The sequence below is a fragment of the Candidatus Stoquefichus sp. SB1 genome, from assembly GCF_001244545.1.
Classification (GTDB): Bacteria; Bacillota_I; Bacilli_A; order Erysipelotrichales; family Coprobacillaceae; genus Stoquefichus.
Genome location: NZ_LN852696.1, coordinates 926,241 through 940,269 on the forward strand (window position 1 = coordinate 926,241; position 14,029 = coordinate 940,269).

Annotated in this window: 28 protein-coding genes; all 28 read left to right on the forward strand. The window is 31.9% G+C overall.

Going from position 1 to position 14,029, the window contains the following annotated elements; translation table 11 throughout:
• The first annotated feature begins 4 nt into the window (after positions 1-4).
• Entirely contained in the window at positions 5-1,381 is a 1,377-nt protein-coding gene (locus tag BN1865_RS17085; RefSeq protein ID WP_050638455.1) for a helicase-related protein, read from the forward strand.
• Positions 1,378-2,271, forward strand: a complete 894-nt coding sequence (locus tag BN1865_RS17090) for a DNA-methyltransferase (RefSeq protein ID WP_050638456.1) — start codon at positions 1,378-1,380, stop codon at positions 2,269-2,271. Before BN1865_RS17085 ends, BN1865_RS17090 begins: the two co-directional genes overlap by 4 nt.
• Entirely contained in the window at positions 2,268-2,678 is a 411-nt protein-coding gene (locus BN1865_RS17095) for a hypothetical protein (protein WP_050638457.1), read from the forward strand. Before BN1865_RS17090 ends, BN1865_RS17095 begins: the two co-directional genes overlap by 4 nt.
• A 69-nt stretch (positions 2,679-2,747) precedes the next feature.
• On the forward strand, positions 2,748-2,930 hold the full coding sequence (locus BN1865_RS17100) for a hypothetical protein (protein WP_050638458.1): 183 nt from the start codon (positions 2,748-2,750) through the stop codon (positions 2,928-2,930).
• Positions 2,920-3,030, forward strand: a complete 111-nt coding sequence (locus BN1865_RS19125; protein ID WP_445082212.1) for a DUF6906 family protein — start codon at positions 2,920-2,922, stop codon at positions 3,028-3,030. The genes BN1865_RS17100 and BN1865_RS19125 overlap by 11 nt, the downstream gene beginning before the upstream one ends.
• 5 nt (positions 3,031-3,035) lie before the next feature.
• Positions 3,036-3,215: a hypothetical protein gene (locus BN1865_RS17105; RefSeq protein WP_050638459.1), complete on the forward strand. Its 180-nt coding sequence runs from the start codon at positions 3,036-3,038 to the stop codon at positions 3,213-3,215.
• Complete coding sequence (locus BN1865_RS17110) at positions 3,205-3,408, forward strand: hypothetical protein (RefSeq protein ID WP_050638460.1); 204 nt, start codon at positions 3,205-3,207, stop codon at positions 3,406-3,408. Before BN1865_RS17105 ends, BN1865_RS17110 begins: the two co-directional genes overlap by 11 nt.
• 1 nt (position 3,409) lies before the next feature.
• Positions 3,410-3,793: a hypothetical protein gene (locus BN1865_RS17115; RefSeq protein WP_050638461.1), complete on the forward strand. Its 384-nt coding sequence runs from the start codon at positions 3,410-3,412 to the stop codon at positions 3,791-3,793.
• Positions 3,790-3,951, forward strand: a complete 162-nt coding sequence (locus tag BN1865_RS18510; protein ID WP_157844153.1) for a hypothetical protein — start codon at positions 3,790-3,792, stop codon at positions 3,949-3,951. The genes BN1865_RS17115 and BN1865_RS18510 overlap by 4 nt, the downstream gene beginning before the upstream one ends.
• A 138-nt stretch (positions 3,952-4,089) precedes the next feature.
• Positions 4,090-4,362 (forward strand): hypothetical protein, encoded by a 273-nt coding sequence (locus BN1865_RS17120; protein ID WP_050638462.1) that lies wholly within the window; start codon positions 4,090-4,092, stop codon positions 4,360-4,362.
• Positions 4,362-4,691 carry a hypothetical protein gene (locus BN1865_RS17125; RefSeq protein WP_050638463.1) on the forward strand — a complete coding sequence of 110 codons (330 nt, stop codon included), beginning with the start codon at positions 4,362-4,364 and terminating at the stop codon, positions 4,689-4,691. The genes BN1865_RS17120 and BN1865_RS17125 overlap by 1 nt, the downstream gene beginning before the upstream one ends.
• Positions 4,672-4,857 (forward strand): hypothetical protein, encoded by a 186-nt coding sequence (locus tag BN1865_RS17130; RefSeq protein WP_050638464.1) that lies wholly within the window; start codon positions 4,672-4,674, stop codon positions 4,855-4,857. Before BN1865_RS17125 ends, BN1865_RS17130 begins: the two co-directional genes overlap by 20 nt.
• Position 4,858: 1 nt before the next feature.
• The gene (locus tag BN1865_RS18515; protein WP_157844154.1) at positions 4,859-5,035 is read left to right on the forward strand and encodes a hypothetical protein; all 177 of its coding nucleotides are present in this window, start codon (positions 4,859-4,861) and stop codon (positions 5,033-5,035) included.
• A gap of 26 nt (positions 5,036-5,061) precedes the next feature.
• Positions 5,062-5,439 carry a hypothetical protein gene (locus tag BN1865_RS17135; protein WP_050638465.1) on the forward strand — a complete coding sequence of 126 codons (378 nt, stop codon included), beginning with the start codon at positions 5,062-5,064 and terminating at the stop codon, positions 5,437-5,439.
• Between the two features lie 97 nt (positions 5,440-5,536).
• Positions 5,537-5,869, forward strand: coding sequence for an HNH endonuclease (locus BN1865_RS17140; RefSeq protein ID WP_050638466.1), 333 nt, complete (start codon positions 5,537-5,539; stop codon positions 5,867-5,869).
• A 2-nt stretch (positions 5,870-5,871) separates the two neighbouring features.
• Positions 5,872-6,126 carry a hypothetical protein gene (locus BN1865_RS17145; protein WP_050638467.1) on the forward strand — a complete coding sequence of 85 codons (255 nt, stop codon included), beginning with the start codon at positions 5,872-5,874 and terminating at the stop codon, positions 6,124-6,126.
• A gap of 247 nt (positions 6,127-6,373) precedes the next feature.
• Positions 6,374-6,712 carry a P27 family phage terminase small subunit gene (locus BN1865_RS17150; RefSeq protein WP_050638468.1) on the forward strand — a complete coding sequence of 113 codons (339 nt, stop codon included), beginning with the start codon at positions 6,374-6,376 and terminating at the stop codon, positions 6,710-6,712.
• Positions 6,699-8,339, forward strand: a complete 1,641-nt coding sequence (locus tag BN1865_RS17155; protein WP_157844155.1) for a terminase TerL endonuclease subunit — start codon at positions 6,699-6,701, stop codon at positions 8,337-8,339. Before BN1865_RS17150 ends, BN1865_RS17155 begins: the two co-directional genes overlap by 14 nt.
• A gap of 17 nt (positions 8,340-8,356) precedes the next feature.
• Positions 8,357-9,565 (forward strand): phage portal protein, encoded by a 1,209-nt coding sequence (locus BN1865_RS17160; RefSeq protein ID WP_050638469.1) that lies wholly within the window; start codon positions 8,357-8,359, stop codon positions 9,563-9,565.
• The gene (locus tag BN1865_RS17165) at positions 9,566-10,324 is read left to right on the forward strand and encodes a head maturation protease, ClpP-related (protein ID WP_050638470.1); all 759 of its coding nucleotides are present in this window, start codon (positions 9,566-9,568) and stop codon (positions 10,322-10,324) included.
• Positions 10,325-10,350: 26 nt separating this feature from the next.
• Positions 10,351-11,532 carry a phage major capsid protein gene (locus tag BN1865_RS17170; RefSeq protein ID WP_050638471.1) on the forward strand — a complete coding sequence of 394 codons (1,182 nt, stop codon included), beginning with the start codon at positions 10,351-10,353 and terminating at the stop codon, positions 11,530-11,532.
• A 2-nt stretch (positions 11,533-11,534) separates the two neighbouring features.
• Entirely contained in the window at positions 11,535-11,855 is a 321-nt protein-coding gene (locus tag BN1865_RS17175; protein ID WP_050638472.1) for a hypothetical protein, read from the forward strand.
• The gene (locus BN1865_RS17180) at positions 11,824-12,186 is read left to right on the forward strand and encodes a hypothetical protein (protein ID WP_050638473.1); all 363 of its coding nucleotides are present in this window, start codon (positions 11,824-11,826) and stop codon (positions 12,184-12,186) included. Before BN1865_RS17175 ends, BN1865_RS17180 begins: the two co-directional genes overlap by 32 nt.
• Positions 12,170-12,529 carry a hypothetical protein gene (locus BN1865_RS17185; protein ID WP_050638474.1) on the forward strand — a complete coding sequence of 120 codons (360 nt, stop codon included), beginning with the start codon at positions 12,170-12,172 and terminating at the stop codon, positions 12,527-12,529. The genes BN1865_RS17180 and BN1865_RS17185 overlap by 17 nt, the downstream gene beginning before the upstream one ends.
• Positions 12,530-12,576: 47 nt before the next feature.
• The gene (locus tag BN1865_RS17190) at positions 12,577-12,918 is read left to right on the forward strand and encodes a hypothetical protein (RefSeq protein ID WP_050638475.1); all 342 of its coding nucleotides are present in this window, start codon (positions 12,577-12,579) and stop codon (positions 12,916-12,918) included.
• 3 nt (positions 12,919-12,921) lie between these two features.
• Complete coding sequence (locus BN1865_RS17195) at positions 12,922-13,482, forward strand: hypothetical protein (protein WP_050638476.1); 561 nt, start codon at positions 12,922-12,924, stop codon at positions 13,480-13,482.
• 18 nt (positions 13,483-13,500) lie between these two features.
• A complete protein-coding gene (locus BN1865_RS17200) occupies positions 13,501-13,800 on the forward strand; it encodes a hypothetical protein (RefSeq protein ID WP_050638477.1) in 300 nt (99 codons plus the stop codon).
• 44 nt (positions 13,801-13,844) lie between these two features.
• Positions 13,845-14,027: a hypothetical protein gene (locus BN1865_RS17205; protein ID WP_050638478.1), complete on the forward strand. Its 183-nt coding sequence runs from the start codon at positions 13,845-13,847 to the stop codon at positions 14,025-14,027.
• Positions 14,028-14,029 lie beyond the last annotated feature (2 nt).

The following is a 14,029-nucleotide window of genomic DNA, read 5'->3' on the forward strand; positions in this document are numbered from 1 at the left end:
CAAAATGAATTATGAAGAATTTATAAGAAGAAAGAAAGTAGTTAATCAGTCAAGGGGAATTGAAATAAATGAAAATGACTTGAATTCAGTACTGTTTGATTATCAAAAAGCAATTGTAAAAAAAGCATTGGAATTGAAAAGGTTTTGCTTGTTTGAAGCGTGTGGAATGGGAAAGACTTTACAACAGATTGAATGGGCTTATCAGGTTTATCTATACACAAAAAAGCCAGTATTAATCATTGCACCTTTAGGAGTAACAATACAGACTGCAAAAGAGGAAGCACCAAAATTAGGATATAAAGTATATATGCTGGCTTATGAGGATCATATAAAAGATGGAATTAATATTATTAATTATGAACAATTGGATAATGTTGACTGTAGCGTCTTTGGTGGTGTTGTATTGGATGAATCAAGCATATTAAAAAACTTTACTGGAAAAGTAAGAACAAAGTTATCAAATTATTTTAAAGATACAGAATATAAGCTGTGCTGCACTGCAACACCAGCACCAAATGATTTAATGGAACTGTTGAATCATGCTGATTTTTTGGGAGTTACAACAACAGCAAAAGCACTTGCCACATATTTTATAAATGATATGAAAACAGGAACATGGAGACTAAAAGGACATGCAACAAAAGAATTTTATAGATGGTGCTGCACATGGTCGATTAATATTGAAAGTCCAAAGGATTTGGGATTCAAGGCAGAATATTATAAATTGCCAAATCTAATTGAAAAAAATGAAATAATTGAGATAGATGTTATTGATGATGAGTTTGAAAGTGGACTATTTAGAGAAATTGGAACATCTGCAACATCATTTCACAAAGAAAAATCACGTACTGCAGATAAGAGAGCAAAAAGATGTGCAGAGATAGCATCGAAAGATAATGAACAGTATTTGATATGGTGTGATACAAATCAGGAAGCTGACTTATTAAAGAAGTATATACCAGATGCGGTTGAAGTGCGTGGAAGTGATAAGCCATCATTTAAGGAAGACTGTTCAATGCTATTCAAAAATGGACAGATAAGAGTGCTTATCAGTAAGCCAAAAATATTTGGATATGGAATGAACTTCCAGAAATGTCATAACGTTATTTTCTGCGGTCTTACATATTCATACGAAAATTATTTTCAAGCCTTAAGAAGAATATACAGATTTGGTCAAAAAAATGATGTTTATTCATATATCGTGATTGGATCAACAGAACTTCATATCTTGGAAAATATAAAACAAAAACAACAGATGCAAGAACAACTTAAAAATAAAATGGATATTTCTGTAAAGGAAATACAGTTATTGAATTTTGAAGGAAAGGAAGTGCTAAGGGTAGAACAGTCAAAACAGATTGAAATACCTGAATTTCTATGAATTATAAAACATACAATGATGACTGTGTAAATGTATGCGGTCAACTGCCAAGTGATAGCATTGATTTAACAATAACAAGTGTACCATTCGCAAATTTATATACATATAGTGATGATGAAAGAGATTTCTCTAATGTTAAGGATTTAGATGAGTTCTTTAAGCAGATGGATTTCCTTATTACAGAACTTTATAGAATCACAAGACCAGGAAGATTAATTTGTTTGCATTGCAAACAAATACCAACATTCAAGGGACGAGATGGAGCAATGGGACTGGTTGACTTTAGAGGAATGCTTATAAGGGCATTTCAAAAGCATAAATGGATATACCATGGCGAAATAACTGTGTGGACTGATCCCCAGATTGAAGCAACAAGAACAAAGTCAGCAAGCATTCTCTGGAACTCTTATAAAAAGTTTGCTGAAAATACAAGAACAGGCATGGCAGATTATGTAGTTGTTATGCAGAAATGTGAGCGTGAAGACGAATGGATTCATGTCATACATGAAAATAATGATGATCAATTCCATGAATGGACGAGAATCGCAAGTCCGTGTTGGGCTATTGGTAGAGATATAACACCAAGAATACAAAGAACAAATGTTTTAAACAGCAAACTCGCAAAAGAGGATAAAGATGAGAAACACATGACACCGCTTCAATTGGATTTAATTGAGCATCTGATGAAATGGTATTCAAACGAGGGAGAGGTTGTTCTTGATCCGTTCGCTGGAATTATGAGTGTTCCATATGTTGCCATGAAAAACAATAGAAAAGCAATAGGAATAGAACTCAAGACATCATACTTTAATTTAGGAAATAAATATTTAAAGGAATTAGAACTGCAATTAAAGCAGCCGACATTATTTGAAGTAGAGGATAGTGTATGAATTCGGATCAATTAAATATATATGAGTTTATTAATGAAGATAAATTTTGTTTTGATGATGATATTAACCATATTGTTGAACTTATTGAAAAATTAATGCAACCGTATATGGATGATGGAACATTTATTGAACTATGGGAAAAGAAGTTCGATATCTGGGAAGATGGTGAGAAATATGGATATAGGCTTTCGATGAATTATATCTACAAAGCCGACATTGAAAGAGATTATTTTAAACATTATGATAGAAACCCATTATATATGAGAAAGATAAATGAGTTGAATCTTGGTGAATTATTTGAATATAGTGAAAAACATAACATTGAATTAAGTATTCATCCAACTCCGTTTATGGTTTGCATTTATACAAGGTTTTTAGACAAAAGAAAGAATATAAAGACGTTATGACAACACAAGAAAAACTAAAAGAAGTATAAGAAAAGGCTTTTAAAACAGTTAAAGAAAGAGAGTGGTTAAATGGATTTTACACAAGAAGATTTGCATAACATAAAACTAATTTTAAATGTAGCAAGTGTATATGGTCTTGCTGATGAAAAGAGAGTGAAAGAGATAGTTGAGAAAATAGAAGAAATGGAGGATTATGATGAAACATCCAAAGAGATTGAATGTAGCAATGAAAAAACTTCTGATGTGCAATAATCTTGAGCCTGATGATTACTGGTATACAAAGAATACAGATGAGTATCTGATGATTGTTCATAAGAAGTCCAGAAAACAATTAAAAGTGAATTGGGAGTGATGATCATGAAGAATTCTAGAGCTAAAAATATTTTAAAACTCAAGAAAGCAACTATTGAATGTAATCCTTTGAGGAAAAATGGAAAGCCATGTGCTGCATTATTCCAGGATGAAGTTGATGAATTGATTAGAGCATTTGATGAAATGGAATCGTTTATATTTAAGAGCAATAATCATGCCAAATAGAATTAATTATCTTCTGCTTGATAAAGATGATATCACAAAAATATGTGGTATCATCTCAAGACAGCAGGCTATGAAAGAACTAGGATATAATGATCATCAATTCAAGCATTTTGTAGATTATAGCAAGATATTTAAAAAGAAATATATTCTTGTAGAGGAAAAATTCAGCAAATGTGAAAAGAGGGAAGCGTGAAATGAAAAAAACAAAGGCTAGATTTTATACTGCAATATTGAATAGAGAAACAGGTAGAGTATTAAAAAAGGTTGTTGATGGATATCTGTTTTATTATGAGGATATGAGTTTTGGGATATATAAGCGATGCGATGATGCATACATTCAAAAATATGTTGTTATAGACATTGAAACAGGATTAAAGGTTCTAGGTGCAAGGGATTTCAAGATGATTGATATATGCATGTACTACATATACAACAATATAAAGAATTTCTATAAAACAAATAATTATAATAAGCATCTAAAAAGTTGGATGAGTTCAGAGATATGTAAGGATAGTACATTAAGTATGTATCATTGGAAAAATAATTTTTTAGATTTAACAGGAGGATGTAAAAAATGAAAGTAGAAATTGAATATACAAATGATGAAATAACTTGCTTTGAAGACATTTTAGATGTTGTGTTTTGTAGTTATGATATCGAGATATATCTTAGAAGAGATGATGTAAATGTAATACCAACAAGCAAGATAAAAAGTGTTAAGGTAACAGATTTATAGCATCAAAAAAGTATCAAAAGTTTTTATTGATGAAAATACCTTGAAACCGTTGGTGTATATAGGTTTTGAGGTATTGATTAAAGTCAATATAATATAGAGTTATAATGACGTTAAAATAGACATAAAAGAGGTGGAAATATGCTTTATTTAAAGAAAAATGTAACCGAAAAACAAATAAAAAAGTATGGATTTAAAAGATGCAGAAAGCCTTATAATGAATTATTCTATTTGTGTATTGCTAGAGGTGTACAGGTTATCTTTATAGGAGATGGAATATTCGTTCAGCATTGGATGAATGATGATCCTAGAATACATAGTAGGCCTAATTGTAAATACAAAGATGATAGAGAAGTTCTTGATGTTATTTACGATTTGATTACTGATGGATTGATTGAAAGGAGAAGAACATAATGACTGATGATCAGCTTAAAGAAATTAATGATTTAAAAAAGGAGATTGAAAATCTAAGGGAACAATTTAAATATGTTGAATCATCATGTCCTTATGACGTGAAATATGATGGTAGAAAATTTTATGGTAAATTAGCACTTTGTAAAGTATTCGTTGGTAATGACATAGATATGACAAGTGGTAGAGATAGAGTTCTTGTTGAATTTAATGAAGAAATGAAATTGGCAGTTTTGCAAGTTCTACACAGTAGATTAACTATTTTAGAAAATAAATTTAACAATTTAACTGTAAGGAATGAAAGTAGTAGATATGAAAATAACAAAGAATGAATTTATCGATTTTGAAAAAGCTCAAGGTGCAAAATTACCATATAATATTATAGATGATAGCAATATGTCACGTGCAAGATGGATGCTTACATCTTTAGATATAAATAAGTACATTTATATTGCAGACCACTACAATGAATTAAAAAGAAGATATGGGGATGAATAGCATGAAAAATAAATTAGTATATCTCATTTTAATAACAATCATTATGGCGTTGTTTACAGGCATAACGATTGGATTCTGTATAGGAATCAATTCACAAAAACAAATCATAAACACAGGAGATATATATAAGTACTATGACGAGCCAATCGATGATGAGCCAAATGTTTGGAATATATAGATTTGCTTGAATGAGAGGGTGGACTGATGAAAGAAAAGGATGTCGTGAAGTATTTAAGACAATATAAGCAGCTGCATTATAGACTAGAGTTTGTTGAAAATAAGATTATTGGATTAAAAGCAATAGGATATGAGGACAATCATTCATCAGCAGTTCAAAAGAAGTCTATAAATGAGTATATAAATGAAAAGGATATAATTATATCCAGGATGAAAAGAATTGAGGATTTAGTTAATTTGTATGCAGACACAAAGGAAGGACTTGTTATCAAATACAATTTTATTGAGTTTGAAACACTTGAAAACATTGCTGATCATATGCACTACTCAATTGCAACAGTTAAAAGATATTATAAAGCTGGATTAAATAATCTCAAAAACATGATACCAAATGATACCAAATGAACTGTAATGAGCCTTTCTTATGTGATAATATGTTATCGTAGAAGTTTTTCAGGAAGAGGAACTTCTTTTCTTTATTTGTGGAAAGGATGTTGATGTTGTGAATGAAGATGAATTAGAAGCATGGATAAATAAACTTATTGAATCTAATGAGTTATGGAAGTTCTATAAATCAAAGCAATTCAGAAGATTAAGAAAAGAAGTACTGAATGATGATCATCATGAGTGTCAGATATGCAGATGTGCTAATGCAACAATAGCACATCATGTTCAGCATGTGAGGAAGTATCCAAGATTAGCATTATCTAAATACTATTATTATAAAGGAAAGAAGTATCGCAATCTTATTTCTGTATGCAAGACATGCCATAACATATTGCATCCTGAAAAGCATAAGGGATATAAGAAACCAATTACAGAAGAAAGGTGTTAAGAATGGAAGAGAAAGAAACAGTCAAACAAAAACAAAAAAATAAATATCAAAATATTAACAGACAAAAAGTATATGAAATATATGGTCATGTCAGATACATTGTTCAGCGTAACCATTGTGAACCAATAACAGTTGATGATGTTATGAACTCAATCAATGATCATCACTATGAAAAAATATTTTCTTTATTTAATTATGAAAAAGAATTGGTTGATTATGTATTGAAATATGTAAAGAATAATATGAAAAAAGAATAAAAATATACCCCCCATCAAAATAAAATCAATTTCTCATGGGGAGACTTTCAACGGAGAGGGGACACGACATTTCCGATTTCTCACTCACGCATATGAAAAACAACGTGAATCGATTTGATTTTATTTGATATATTTATTCATGGAAACAGTACAGTTATGTACATATAGATACCAGATAGCAGCACTATTGAGAGGTGATAGCATATGAATTGATGATATATTAATTATCGTGGAGGTGATTATTAAAGTGGAAAAGATTAATGTTGATACAATCCACAGAACAAAGGAATATAAGGAACTGAAACAGGGGCTTATTGATCAGTTGAAATTTGATGGAAAGGAAAATAATCAGAACCTGGACCTTATAAGTGATTATATGGATATGTATGTTACAAAGAAACTCTTAAAAGAGGATATCTTTGAAAGAGGTGTAACGGTTGAAGTATATACTGCCAAAGGAGATGTGAATTATAAGAAGAATGACAGCATAACAGAACTGACAAAAGTCAATATGCAGATGCTTAGAATTCTACAGCATTTAAATATCAGCATTGGGGCAAATGGTGATGCTGATGACGAGATGTAAACTTCCAGCAGATGTAAAAAGATATATTAATTTTGTACATAATCATGAAGATGAGAATTGCGAGTGGACTTTAAAATTCTGTGATTTAGTAACCAGAATATTTGAAAATGAAAATCTGTTTTATGATGAAAGTCGAATAGAAAAGTATTTTACATATCAGAAATATTTTCCCTATGATTTATTTCTGTGGGAGAAATGCCTGTTTGTTCTTCATAACTGTGTATTTAGGGAAGATGGATATCCTCGGTGGCCTGATTTGCTTTGCATTGTAGGACGTGGTGCTGGAAAGAATGGTTATCTTTCATTTGAGGATTTTTGTCTGCTTTCGCCAACGCATGGAATTAAAAACTACAACATTGATATCTATGCAACAAGTGAGGATCAGGCAAAAACAACTTTCAAGGAAATTTACGAAGTTCTTGAAGCCAATGAAATGAAATTGAAAAAATTCTTTACATGGAATAAGGAAATCATCACAAATATAAAGACAAATTCATCATTAAGATTCAGGACTCGAAATGCAGATACAAAAGATGGCGGACGTCCTGGGAAAAATGACTTTGATGAAAAACATGCATATGAAAATTTTGAATTGATAGATGTTGCCAATACTGGGTTGGGAAAAATAAAGCACCCACGAACAACATCTATTTCTACACAGGGAGATGTGCGTGATGGTCCGCTTGATGATGATGTACAGGTTGCAAAGGATATACTTGATGGGAAGACAACCGATAATGGTTTGCTTCCTTTTTTGTGTATGCTTGACAGCAAGGATGAAGTCAATGATGAAAGAATGTGGAACAAGGCAAATCCTTCTTTGAGATATAGACCAGACTTGCTTGAACAGATGAGAAAGGAATATGTAGCATATCTTAGACATCCTGATAAATCGAGGGCTTTTATCGTCAAGAGAATGAATCTTATTGAAGAGCGAAAAGATATTGCTGTCACTTCATGGGATAACATTCTTGCAACAAATAGAAAGATACCTGATCTAGAGGGATACGAATGCATTGCTGCAATTGACTATGCAAGAACAAGCGACTTTGTGTCGGCAGGATTACTATTTAAAAAGAACAACATAAGATACTGGGTTACACATGCATGGTTTTGCAAGAACTCACGAGACAAGCATAGAATCAAGGTGGATTTAAAGATGATGGAAGATATGGGCGTGCTGACGATTATAGACGATATAGAAATCAAGCCAGAAATAGTTGTTGACTGGCTATATGAGCAGCAAAGAAAATATCGTATTAAAAAAATATGTATGGATAATTTTAGAATTACACTGTTTAGCACATATCTAAAAAAGATTGGATTTGATGCAAAAGACAAGAAAAGAGTAAAGCTTGTAAGACCATCAGACATTATGAAGATATATCCATCAATTGACTCGTGGTTTATGAATAAAATAATCGTGTGGGGAGATGATCCATTTATGAGATGGTGCACAAACAATGCAAAAGTCGTACCAATGGGAAAAGATAATTTTGTCTATGACAAGCAGGAACCAAAATCAAGGAAGACAGATGGATTCATGGCATTTGTAGCCGCAGCAACATGTGATGAAGAACTGATAGAATATGTTGAAATGCCACCATTAGATGTTATTGAATACTGATGAAAGGAGGTGGTTGAATGGGAATAATGAGAAGTGTTGAAGGGTGGCTTTTTTCAAAATTATTTGATAATGGAAAACTGGAATTAAGCAATGCATCACTGGAATCTTTACAGGCCGAACTGTACTTTAAGGAACTTGCACTTGCAAAAGTGAAATCGATATATTCAGTATGCTTGAGTTCATGTATATTGAATAAATATCATAAGAATGAAATCATCAGAGATAATGATTACTATCTTTGGAATATAAGACCAAATAAGAATCAGAACAGAATTCAATTCTTTGATCAGATTATTGGCAAACTCATAAATGATAATGAATGTCTTGTGATTTATTATAATGATCAGCTATTGATTGCTGATGACTTCCAGAAAGATGAATATGCATTATTAAAAAATGAATACAGTTCAGTTGTTGTTAAGGATTTTTCTTTTCAAAGAAAGTTCTATGAGAATGAAGTTTATTATTTTTCACTAAATGATGAAAATATTAAAAGATATATTGATGGTGTATATCAAAGCTATGCTCAAATTTTGGGAGCCAGCAAGGAAATTTATCTTGATCAGGCAGATAAGCATTATTTTTTGAATGTTTCAACAGAAGCAAGACATGATCCGAAGTTTGCTGAAAACTTTACAGACATGACAGGAGAAAAACTGAAAAAATTTCTAAAGCATGGGAAAAATGCATTGCCTGTCTATGATGGATTTGAGTGGGTTCGTGATTCGCCAAAAAGTGCATCTACAACAGTTGATTACAGAGAAATGAGAAAAGAAGTATTTTCATCATGTGCAGAGGCATTCAATATACCAACTGCATTGATGTTTTCTGATACTGCGAACCTGGATACAAAAGTAGTTGACAATCTGATTACATTCGGATTAAAGAAAATGACAAATATGATTCAAAATGAAATATCATCAAAAAATGTCGGTTTATCAAATTTCATGGATGATCATTATGAATTTGATATTACAAAAATCAAATATTTTAATCCTCTGGAAAACGCAGCAAGCATAGAAAAATTATTAGGGACAGGTGCCTACTGCATTGATGAAATTAGAGTCAAGGGTGGCGATAAGCCGTTGGACACTGAATGGTCTAAGAGGCATTTTATGACAAAGAACTTTGGAACAATCGAGGAATTGCTTAAGTATGCTGAGAATTTCGGTGACATAGAGACAATTCATGAAGACGATAATTCATTTAAAGGAGGTGATGAATAAATGAAATGGGAGTTAAAGCAAAGCACAGCAACCCAAAATACTTTGGAACTTTATATCTATGATGATATACAGAGTGGATATTATGACTGGTGGAATTGCCGAGAGGTAGTAAGTGAAACAAGTCAGGATTTCTTTAGGGAACAGCTAGAAAAATATCATGATGTCAATCAGATTAATGTCTATATTAATTCTAACGGTGGCGATGTCATGGAGGCTTATGGAATGACATCATTATTGCAGAGACATCAGGCGAAAGTGACATGCTATGTTGATGGGTTTGCATTTAGTGCAGCAGCATTATTCTTAGCGGTTGCTGATCATGTTGTTATGGCAAAGCAGGCGACTGTATTATTGCACAACATGCTTTCAAGCTGTTATGGAAATGCTAATGATTTTAGAAAGATGGCAGATGACTTGGATAAGCTGATGGAAGCGAATAGACAGCTGTTCTTATCTAAGATGAACATTACAGAAGATGAACTGATTGAAGCAATGAATAAGGAAACTATCTATACTGCACAGGAATGTATTGAAAATGGACTTGCTGATGAAATTAGTGGAGAAACAAACATTGATGACATTGCTAAGATTGCACAGATACGTGAAAACCAGATTCAAATGATGATCGTAAGACAAAAGAATTTATCTTCTGTGTTAAACCAGCTAAAGCAGCAGGAAATTATACATGAGCAAGATCCTGAACCAAAACCAAAACATGAAGAAAACAAATTAAAGGCTTTCTTTGAAAAAGCTTTTTAAATTAAAAATTACCAAGGAGGAAAATTATGAATTTACAATTAAAGCAATATCTAGAAACAATGAAAACTGCAATGAAAGAGGGAAATGTAGATCAATATTCACAGGCATTTTCACAATATCATGAAGAACTGATTCAATCAATTCAGAATGATTATGAACAGTTTAGACAAACAAATGATTCTCAAATCTTAGAAAAACGTGGGATCAGACAATTAACTTCGGAAGAAAAGAAGTATTATCAGGAATTTATTGATAAGGCAAAGTCAATCAATCCTAAGCAGGAAATTACCGATATGAATAAAGGTATGCCTGAAACTGTTATTACAGATGTATATAGAGAATTGACTCAATCGCATCCACTGCTTGCAAAAATCAATTTTCAGTTTACATCATTTTCAACAAAATGGATTATTAGTGATCACACAAAACAAACAGCAGCATGGGGAGAAATCACTGCTAAAATCACGGAGGAAATTACATCAGCATTCAAGGAATACGATATGAAACAGTTCAAGTTATCTGCATTCTTTGTATTATCAAAACCTATGCTTGAATTAGGACCTGAATGGGTAGATGCTTATGTAAGAACAGTGCTATATGATTCACTTGCAAACTCATTAGAAAATTCTATTGTTACTGGTACAGGTAAGAATATGCCTATTGGCTATGATAGAGATATTCACACAGGAGTTTCAGTAACAGATGGCGTTTATCCTAGAAAGAAAAAAGTGAAAATCAAATCATTTAGACCAAAGGAATATGGAAAGGTATTGGCTGTTATGGCAAAGACAGAAAAAGGAAATGCCAGAAAATTTGATAAGGTGCTGCTTGCAGTTAACATGACTGACTATTTAACTAAGATCATGCCTGCCACAACAGCAAGCAATATAGATGGTACATATACTCAAAATATTTTCCCATTTCCTACAGAAACAGTTATCTCAAATGAATTGGCAGATGGTGAAGCCTTATTAATGCTTCCCGAAGAATACTTTGCAGGACTTGGAACATCAAAAGAGGGAAAAATATTATATGATGATTCTGTGAAGTTCTTCGAGGACCAAAGAGCATTTATGATTAAGTTATATGGAAATGGTAGACCATACGATAATACTGTATCGGTACTATTGGATATTTCTGAATTAGAGGAATTATACACTGTTGTCAAAACATTATCCGAAACACCAACAGCTGATCCAGCTGTTTAAAAATGCAAGATTTAAAGATCAGCAGTACTTTCTTTGAAGAAATAAAAAATGACTGTGGTGTAACATGGGATAACGCAAAAACAAATACACGCATCAATGGCATTGTCAGTAATGCCATTGATGAATTTCAAGAATGGTTTGGTAAGGATGTAGATGTTGAACATTATGGAAATATTAGAAAAATGTTTATGGCGTATGTGAGATATCATTATTATGATCAGGGTGAAGATTTCAAGAAGAATTATGCTTCTGATATCCTGAATGAAAGAATGAAATATGAGGTTACTGAATATGAAAAATCAAAACAAGCCAATGTATCGTGATGGATATATTTATATTCTTAAGGAAATCATTAAAAAAAATGAATTTAACGCAAAAGAAAAAGGGAAGTTCTATGAAATTATTGTAGAGCTTCCCTTTAATGAATTATCAAAAAGAATCCAGGATAAGGAATTAATCAATAAGTTTGGTGCACAGCTGGATTTAAAGATAGAGGTTCCTAACTGTCAATTGAATTTTGATGATAAATACTATGTTATTGTCAATAATGACAGCACAAAAGTATTTGATATTACATATCATGATGATACTGATGAAAGGTATTATCTTTATTTAACAATAGTAGGAGTGAAAGAAAATGTCACTATTGGTTGATATTAGAAAAAGTCTTGAAAAAGTTGATAAAAAGGTTTGCTATGGCAAGAGCTTTGATGATTATGTAAAAGAGAACGGTTTTGATTTTATTGTATTTAGCAGAAAAGGCATGAAGAAATCAAAGCGAGATGTCATACGCACTTTTGAGGTAAACATTGTTAGAGAAAACTATATACCTGAAGGACTTGATATAAAAATCATAAAGGCTATTACAGAAAATACATGTCTAAAGTTTCCAAATGATCAGGAAATGCCATACAATTATATAAGAAAGGGAGATACAAGTGATTTAGTTGAGATACTGACACTGACATTTGTAAAAACAGAAACATGTCTTCTATAGAGTTTAAGCTAAAGGATGATGACCTCAAAAAAATAGAACAGTCAATCATGGAATATGGAGATGATGCAGAAAGCATTATCAACGATTTTTTAAGAGACTATGCTTCAAATATGGTCGTTGATGCAATTGTTGTAATGATTCCCCAAAGTGGAAGAATGTGGAAAGGGAAAAGAAAGCCAGCAAGAAGCGGCAATCCATTTAAGACAGATTTTATAAATCTAGGATTTACAATAAAATCAAAGAAAACTTACAATTATCTGTATTTCCCTGATCAGGCAGCAGGTACATCACAGGGAAAAAGTCCACTCTTATTCATGGAGAAAGGAATGGACAATGTATATGATTCAATTGTAAATGGAATTTTAAATAAATTAACAAAGGAGGAATAGCAAGTGAGAAAAGAGTTTACTGAATACGAAGTTGAGGAGATGAATGTTAAACTTGAAAATGGTGATACATACATTGAAACAGGATGCATTGGAACGTCAGAAGAGACATTCAATACAAAAACAATTTCAAAAAAATGCAAAGGAATAGTGACAAAGCAGCGAACACGTCATGCAGGCGGTGGAGAAGTAAAGATAACTGGACACATTCTTTATAGTGCATACTGTAAAATGCATGGAATGGAAAACAGCGACTTAAAGGATGGTGTAATGTCCTATGGTTCTGGAACGCATCCGACAATGTGCGTAACTTTAAAGGTAAGAGATGAAGATAACATCTTAAAATTGAAAGCATATCCTAATGCTGTCATATCAACTGGACCATCTAGAAAAATTGATGCAACAAGTGAAGAGGTTGCAGAGGTTGAAATGACATTGGCATTATCAAATGATGAGTTCGGTCAATGCGAATATGAGAAAATTATTGAAGATGAAAAAACAGAGGAAGCATTCATAACTTCATGGATGACAAGTTTTACTCATGATCTTGTAAAAAAAGCAGCATAATAAAGGAGAATATGATATATGGCAATGAAGTTTAAAATCAGTAATGAAACAGAGGTCAATATAGGATTGACATTTGCGAAATTATATAAATTAAAATTAGATAGCAAGACTCAAAAAGATTATGAGAAATTCAATGTGATTTTTAACAGAGGTGCAAAAGACGTATTTGATTATCTATATATCATATATGTTGCGTATCTATGTGAAAATGAAAATAAACAATATGAGTTTAATGACTTTATTGAAAATGTTGATTATTTTGATATGGATTATATAATCAGGACAGTTAATGCTTTATCAAGTTCTAAAAAAAAGTAGCATTTAGGGAGGCCTTTCAAAAAAAGAATAAGCCTCCCTTTAAAATGCCGAAATTTGAACTAGAGGATATCGAGGATTACTATACATATTATGTTCAGATTTTAGGCATTAGTGAGGAATGCTTTTGGAATATGGATATCTCTTTTGTGATGTCGGTAGCTGAAAATAAAAGTGCGTATGATAGCTATATTACATATCATACAAATAAATTAAGAAATGAGGGATAATA

Coding starts and splice junctions, on each gene's coding strand:
- BN1865_RS17085 (WP_050638455.1), top strand. CDS start 5: ATGAATTATGAAGAATTTATAAGAAGAAAGAAAGTAGTTAATCAGTCA.
- BN1865_RS17090 (WP_050638456.1), top strand. CDS start 1,378: ATGAATTATAAAACATACAATGATGACTGTGTAAATGTATGCGGTCAA.
- BN1865_RS17095 (WP_050638457.1), top strand. CDS start 2,268: ATGAATTCGGATCAATTAAATATATATGAGTTTATTAATGAAGATAAA.
- BN1865_RS17100 (WP_050638458.1), top strand. CDS start 2,748: ATGGATTTTACACAAGAAGATTTGCATAACATAAAACTAATTTTAAAT.
- BN1865_RS19125 (WP_445082212.1), top strand. CDS start 2,920: ATGTGCAATAATCTTGAGCCTGATGATTACTGGTATACAAAGAATACA.
- BN1865_RS17105 (WP_050638459.1), top strand. CDS start 3,036: ATGAAGAATTCTAGAGCTAAAAATATTTTAAAACTCAAGAAAGCAACT.
- BN1865_RS17110 (WP_050638460.1), top strand. CDS start 3,205: ATGCCAAATAGAATTAATTATCTTCTGCTTGATAAAGATGATATCACA.
- BN1865_RS17115 (WP_050638461.1), top strand. CDS start 3,410: ATGAAAAAAACAAAGGCTAGATTTTATACTGCAATATTGAATAGAGAA.
- BN1865_RS18510 (WP_157844153.1), top strand. CDS start 3,790: ATGAAAGTAGAAATTGAATATACAAATGATGAAATAACTTGCTTTGAA.
- BN1865_RS17120 (WP_050638462.1), top strand. CDS start 4,090: ATGCTTTATTTAAAGAAAAATGTAACCGAAAAACAAATAAAAAAGTAT.
- BN1865_RS17125 (WP_050638463.1), top strand. CDS start 4,362: ATGACTGATGATCAGCTTAAAGAAATTAATGATTTAAAAAAGGAGATT.
- BN1865_RS17130 (WP_050638464.1), top strand. CDS start 4,672: ATGAAAATAACAAAGAATGAATTTATCGATTTTGAAAAAGCTCAAGGT.
- BN1865_RS18515 (WP_157844154.1), top strand. CDS start 4,859: ATGAAAAATAAATTAGTATATCTCATTTTAATAACAATCATTATGGCG.
- BN1865_RS17135 (WP_050638465.1), top strand. CDS start 5,062: ATGAAAGAAAAGGATGTCGTGAAGTATTTAAGACAATATAAGCAGCTG.
- BN1865_RS17145 (WP_050638467.1), top strand. CDS start 5,872: ATGGAAGAGAAAGAAACAGTCAAACAAAAACAAAAAAATAAATATCAA.
- BN1865_RS17155 (WP_157844155.1), top strand. CDS start 6,699: ATGACGAGATGTAAACTTCCAGCAGATGTAAAAAGATATATTAATTTT.
- BN1865_RS17160 (WP_050638469.1), top strand. CDS start 8,357: ATGGGAATAATGAGAAGTGTTGAAGGGTGGCTTTTTTCAAAATTATTT.
- BN1865_RS17165 (WP_050638470.1), top strand. CDS start 9,566: ATGAAATGGGAGTTAAAGCAAAGCACAGCAACCCAAAATACTTTGGAA.
- BN1865_RS17170 (WP_050638471.1), top strand. CDS start 10,351: ATGAATTTACAATTAAAGCAATATCTAGAAACAATGAAAACTGCAATG.
- BN1865_RS17175 (WP_050638472.1), top strand. CDS start 11,535: ATGCAAGATTTAAAGATCAGCAGTACTTTCTTTGAAGAAATAAAAAAT.
- BN1865_RS17180 (WP_050638473.1), top strand. CDS start 11,824: ATGAAAAATCAAAACAAGCCAATGTATCGTGATGGATATATTTATATT.
- BN1865_RS17185 (WP_050638474.1), top strand. CDS start 12,170: ATGTCACTATTGGTTGATATTAGAAAAAGTCTTGAAAAAGTTGATAAA.
- BN1865_RS17190 (WP_050638475.1), top strand. CDS start 12,577: ATGGAATATGGAGATGATGCAGAAAGCATTATCAACGATTTTTTAAGA.
- BN1865_RS17200 (WP_050638477.1), top strand. CDS start 13,501: ATGGCAATGAAGTTTAAAATCAGTAATGAAACAGAGGTCAATATAGGA.
- BN1865_RS17205 (WP_050638478.1), top strand. CDS start 13,845: ATGCCGAAATTTGAACTAGAGGATATCGAGGATTACTATACATATTAT.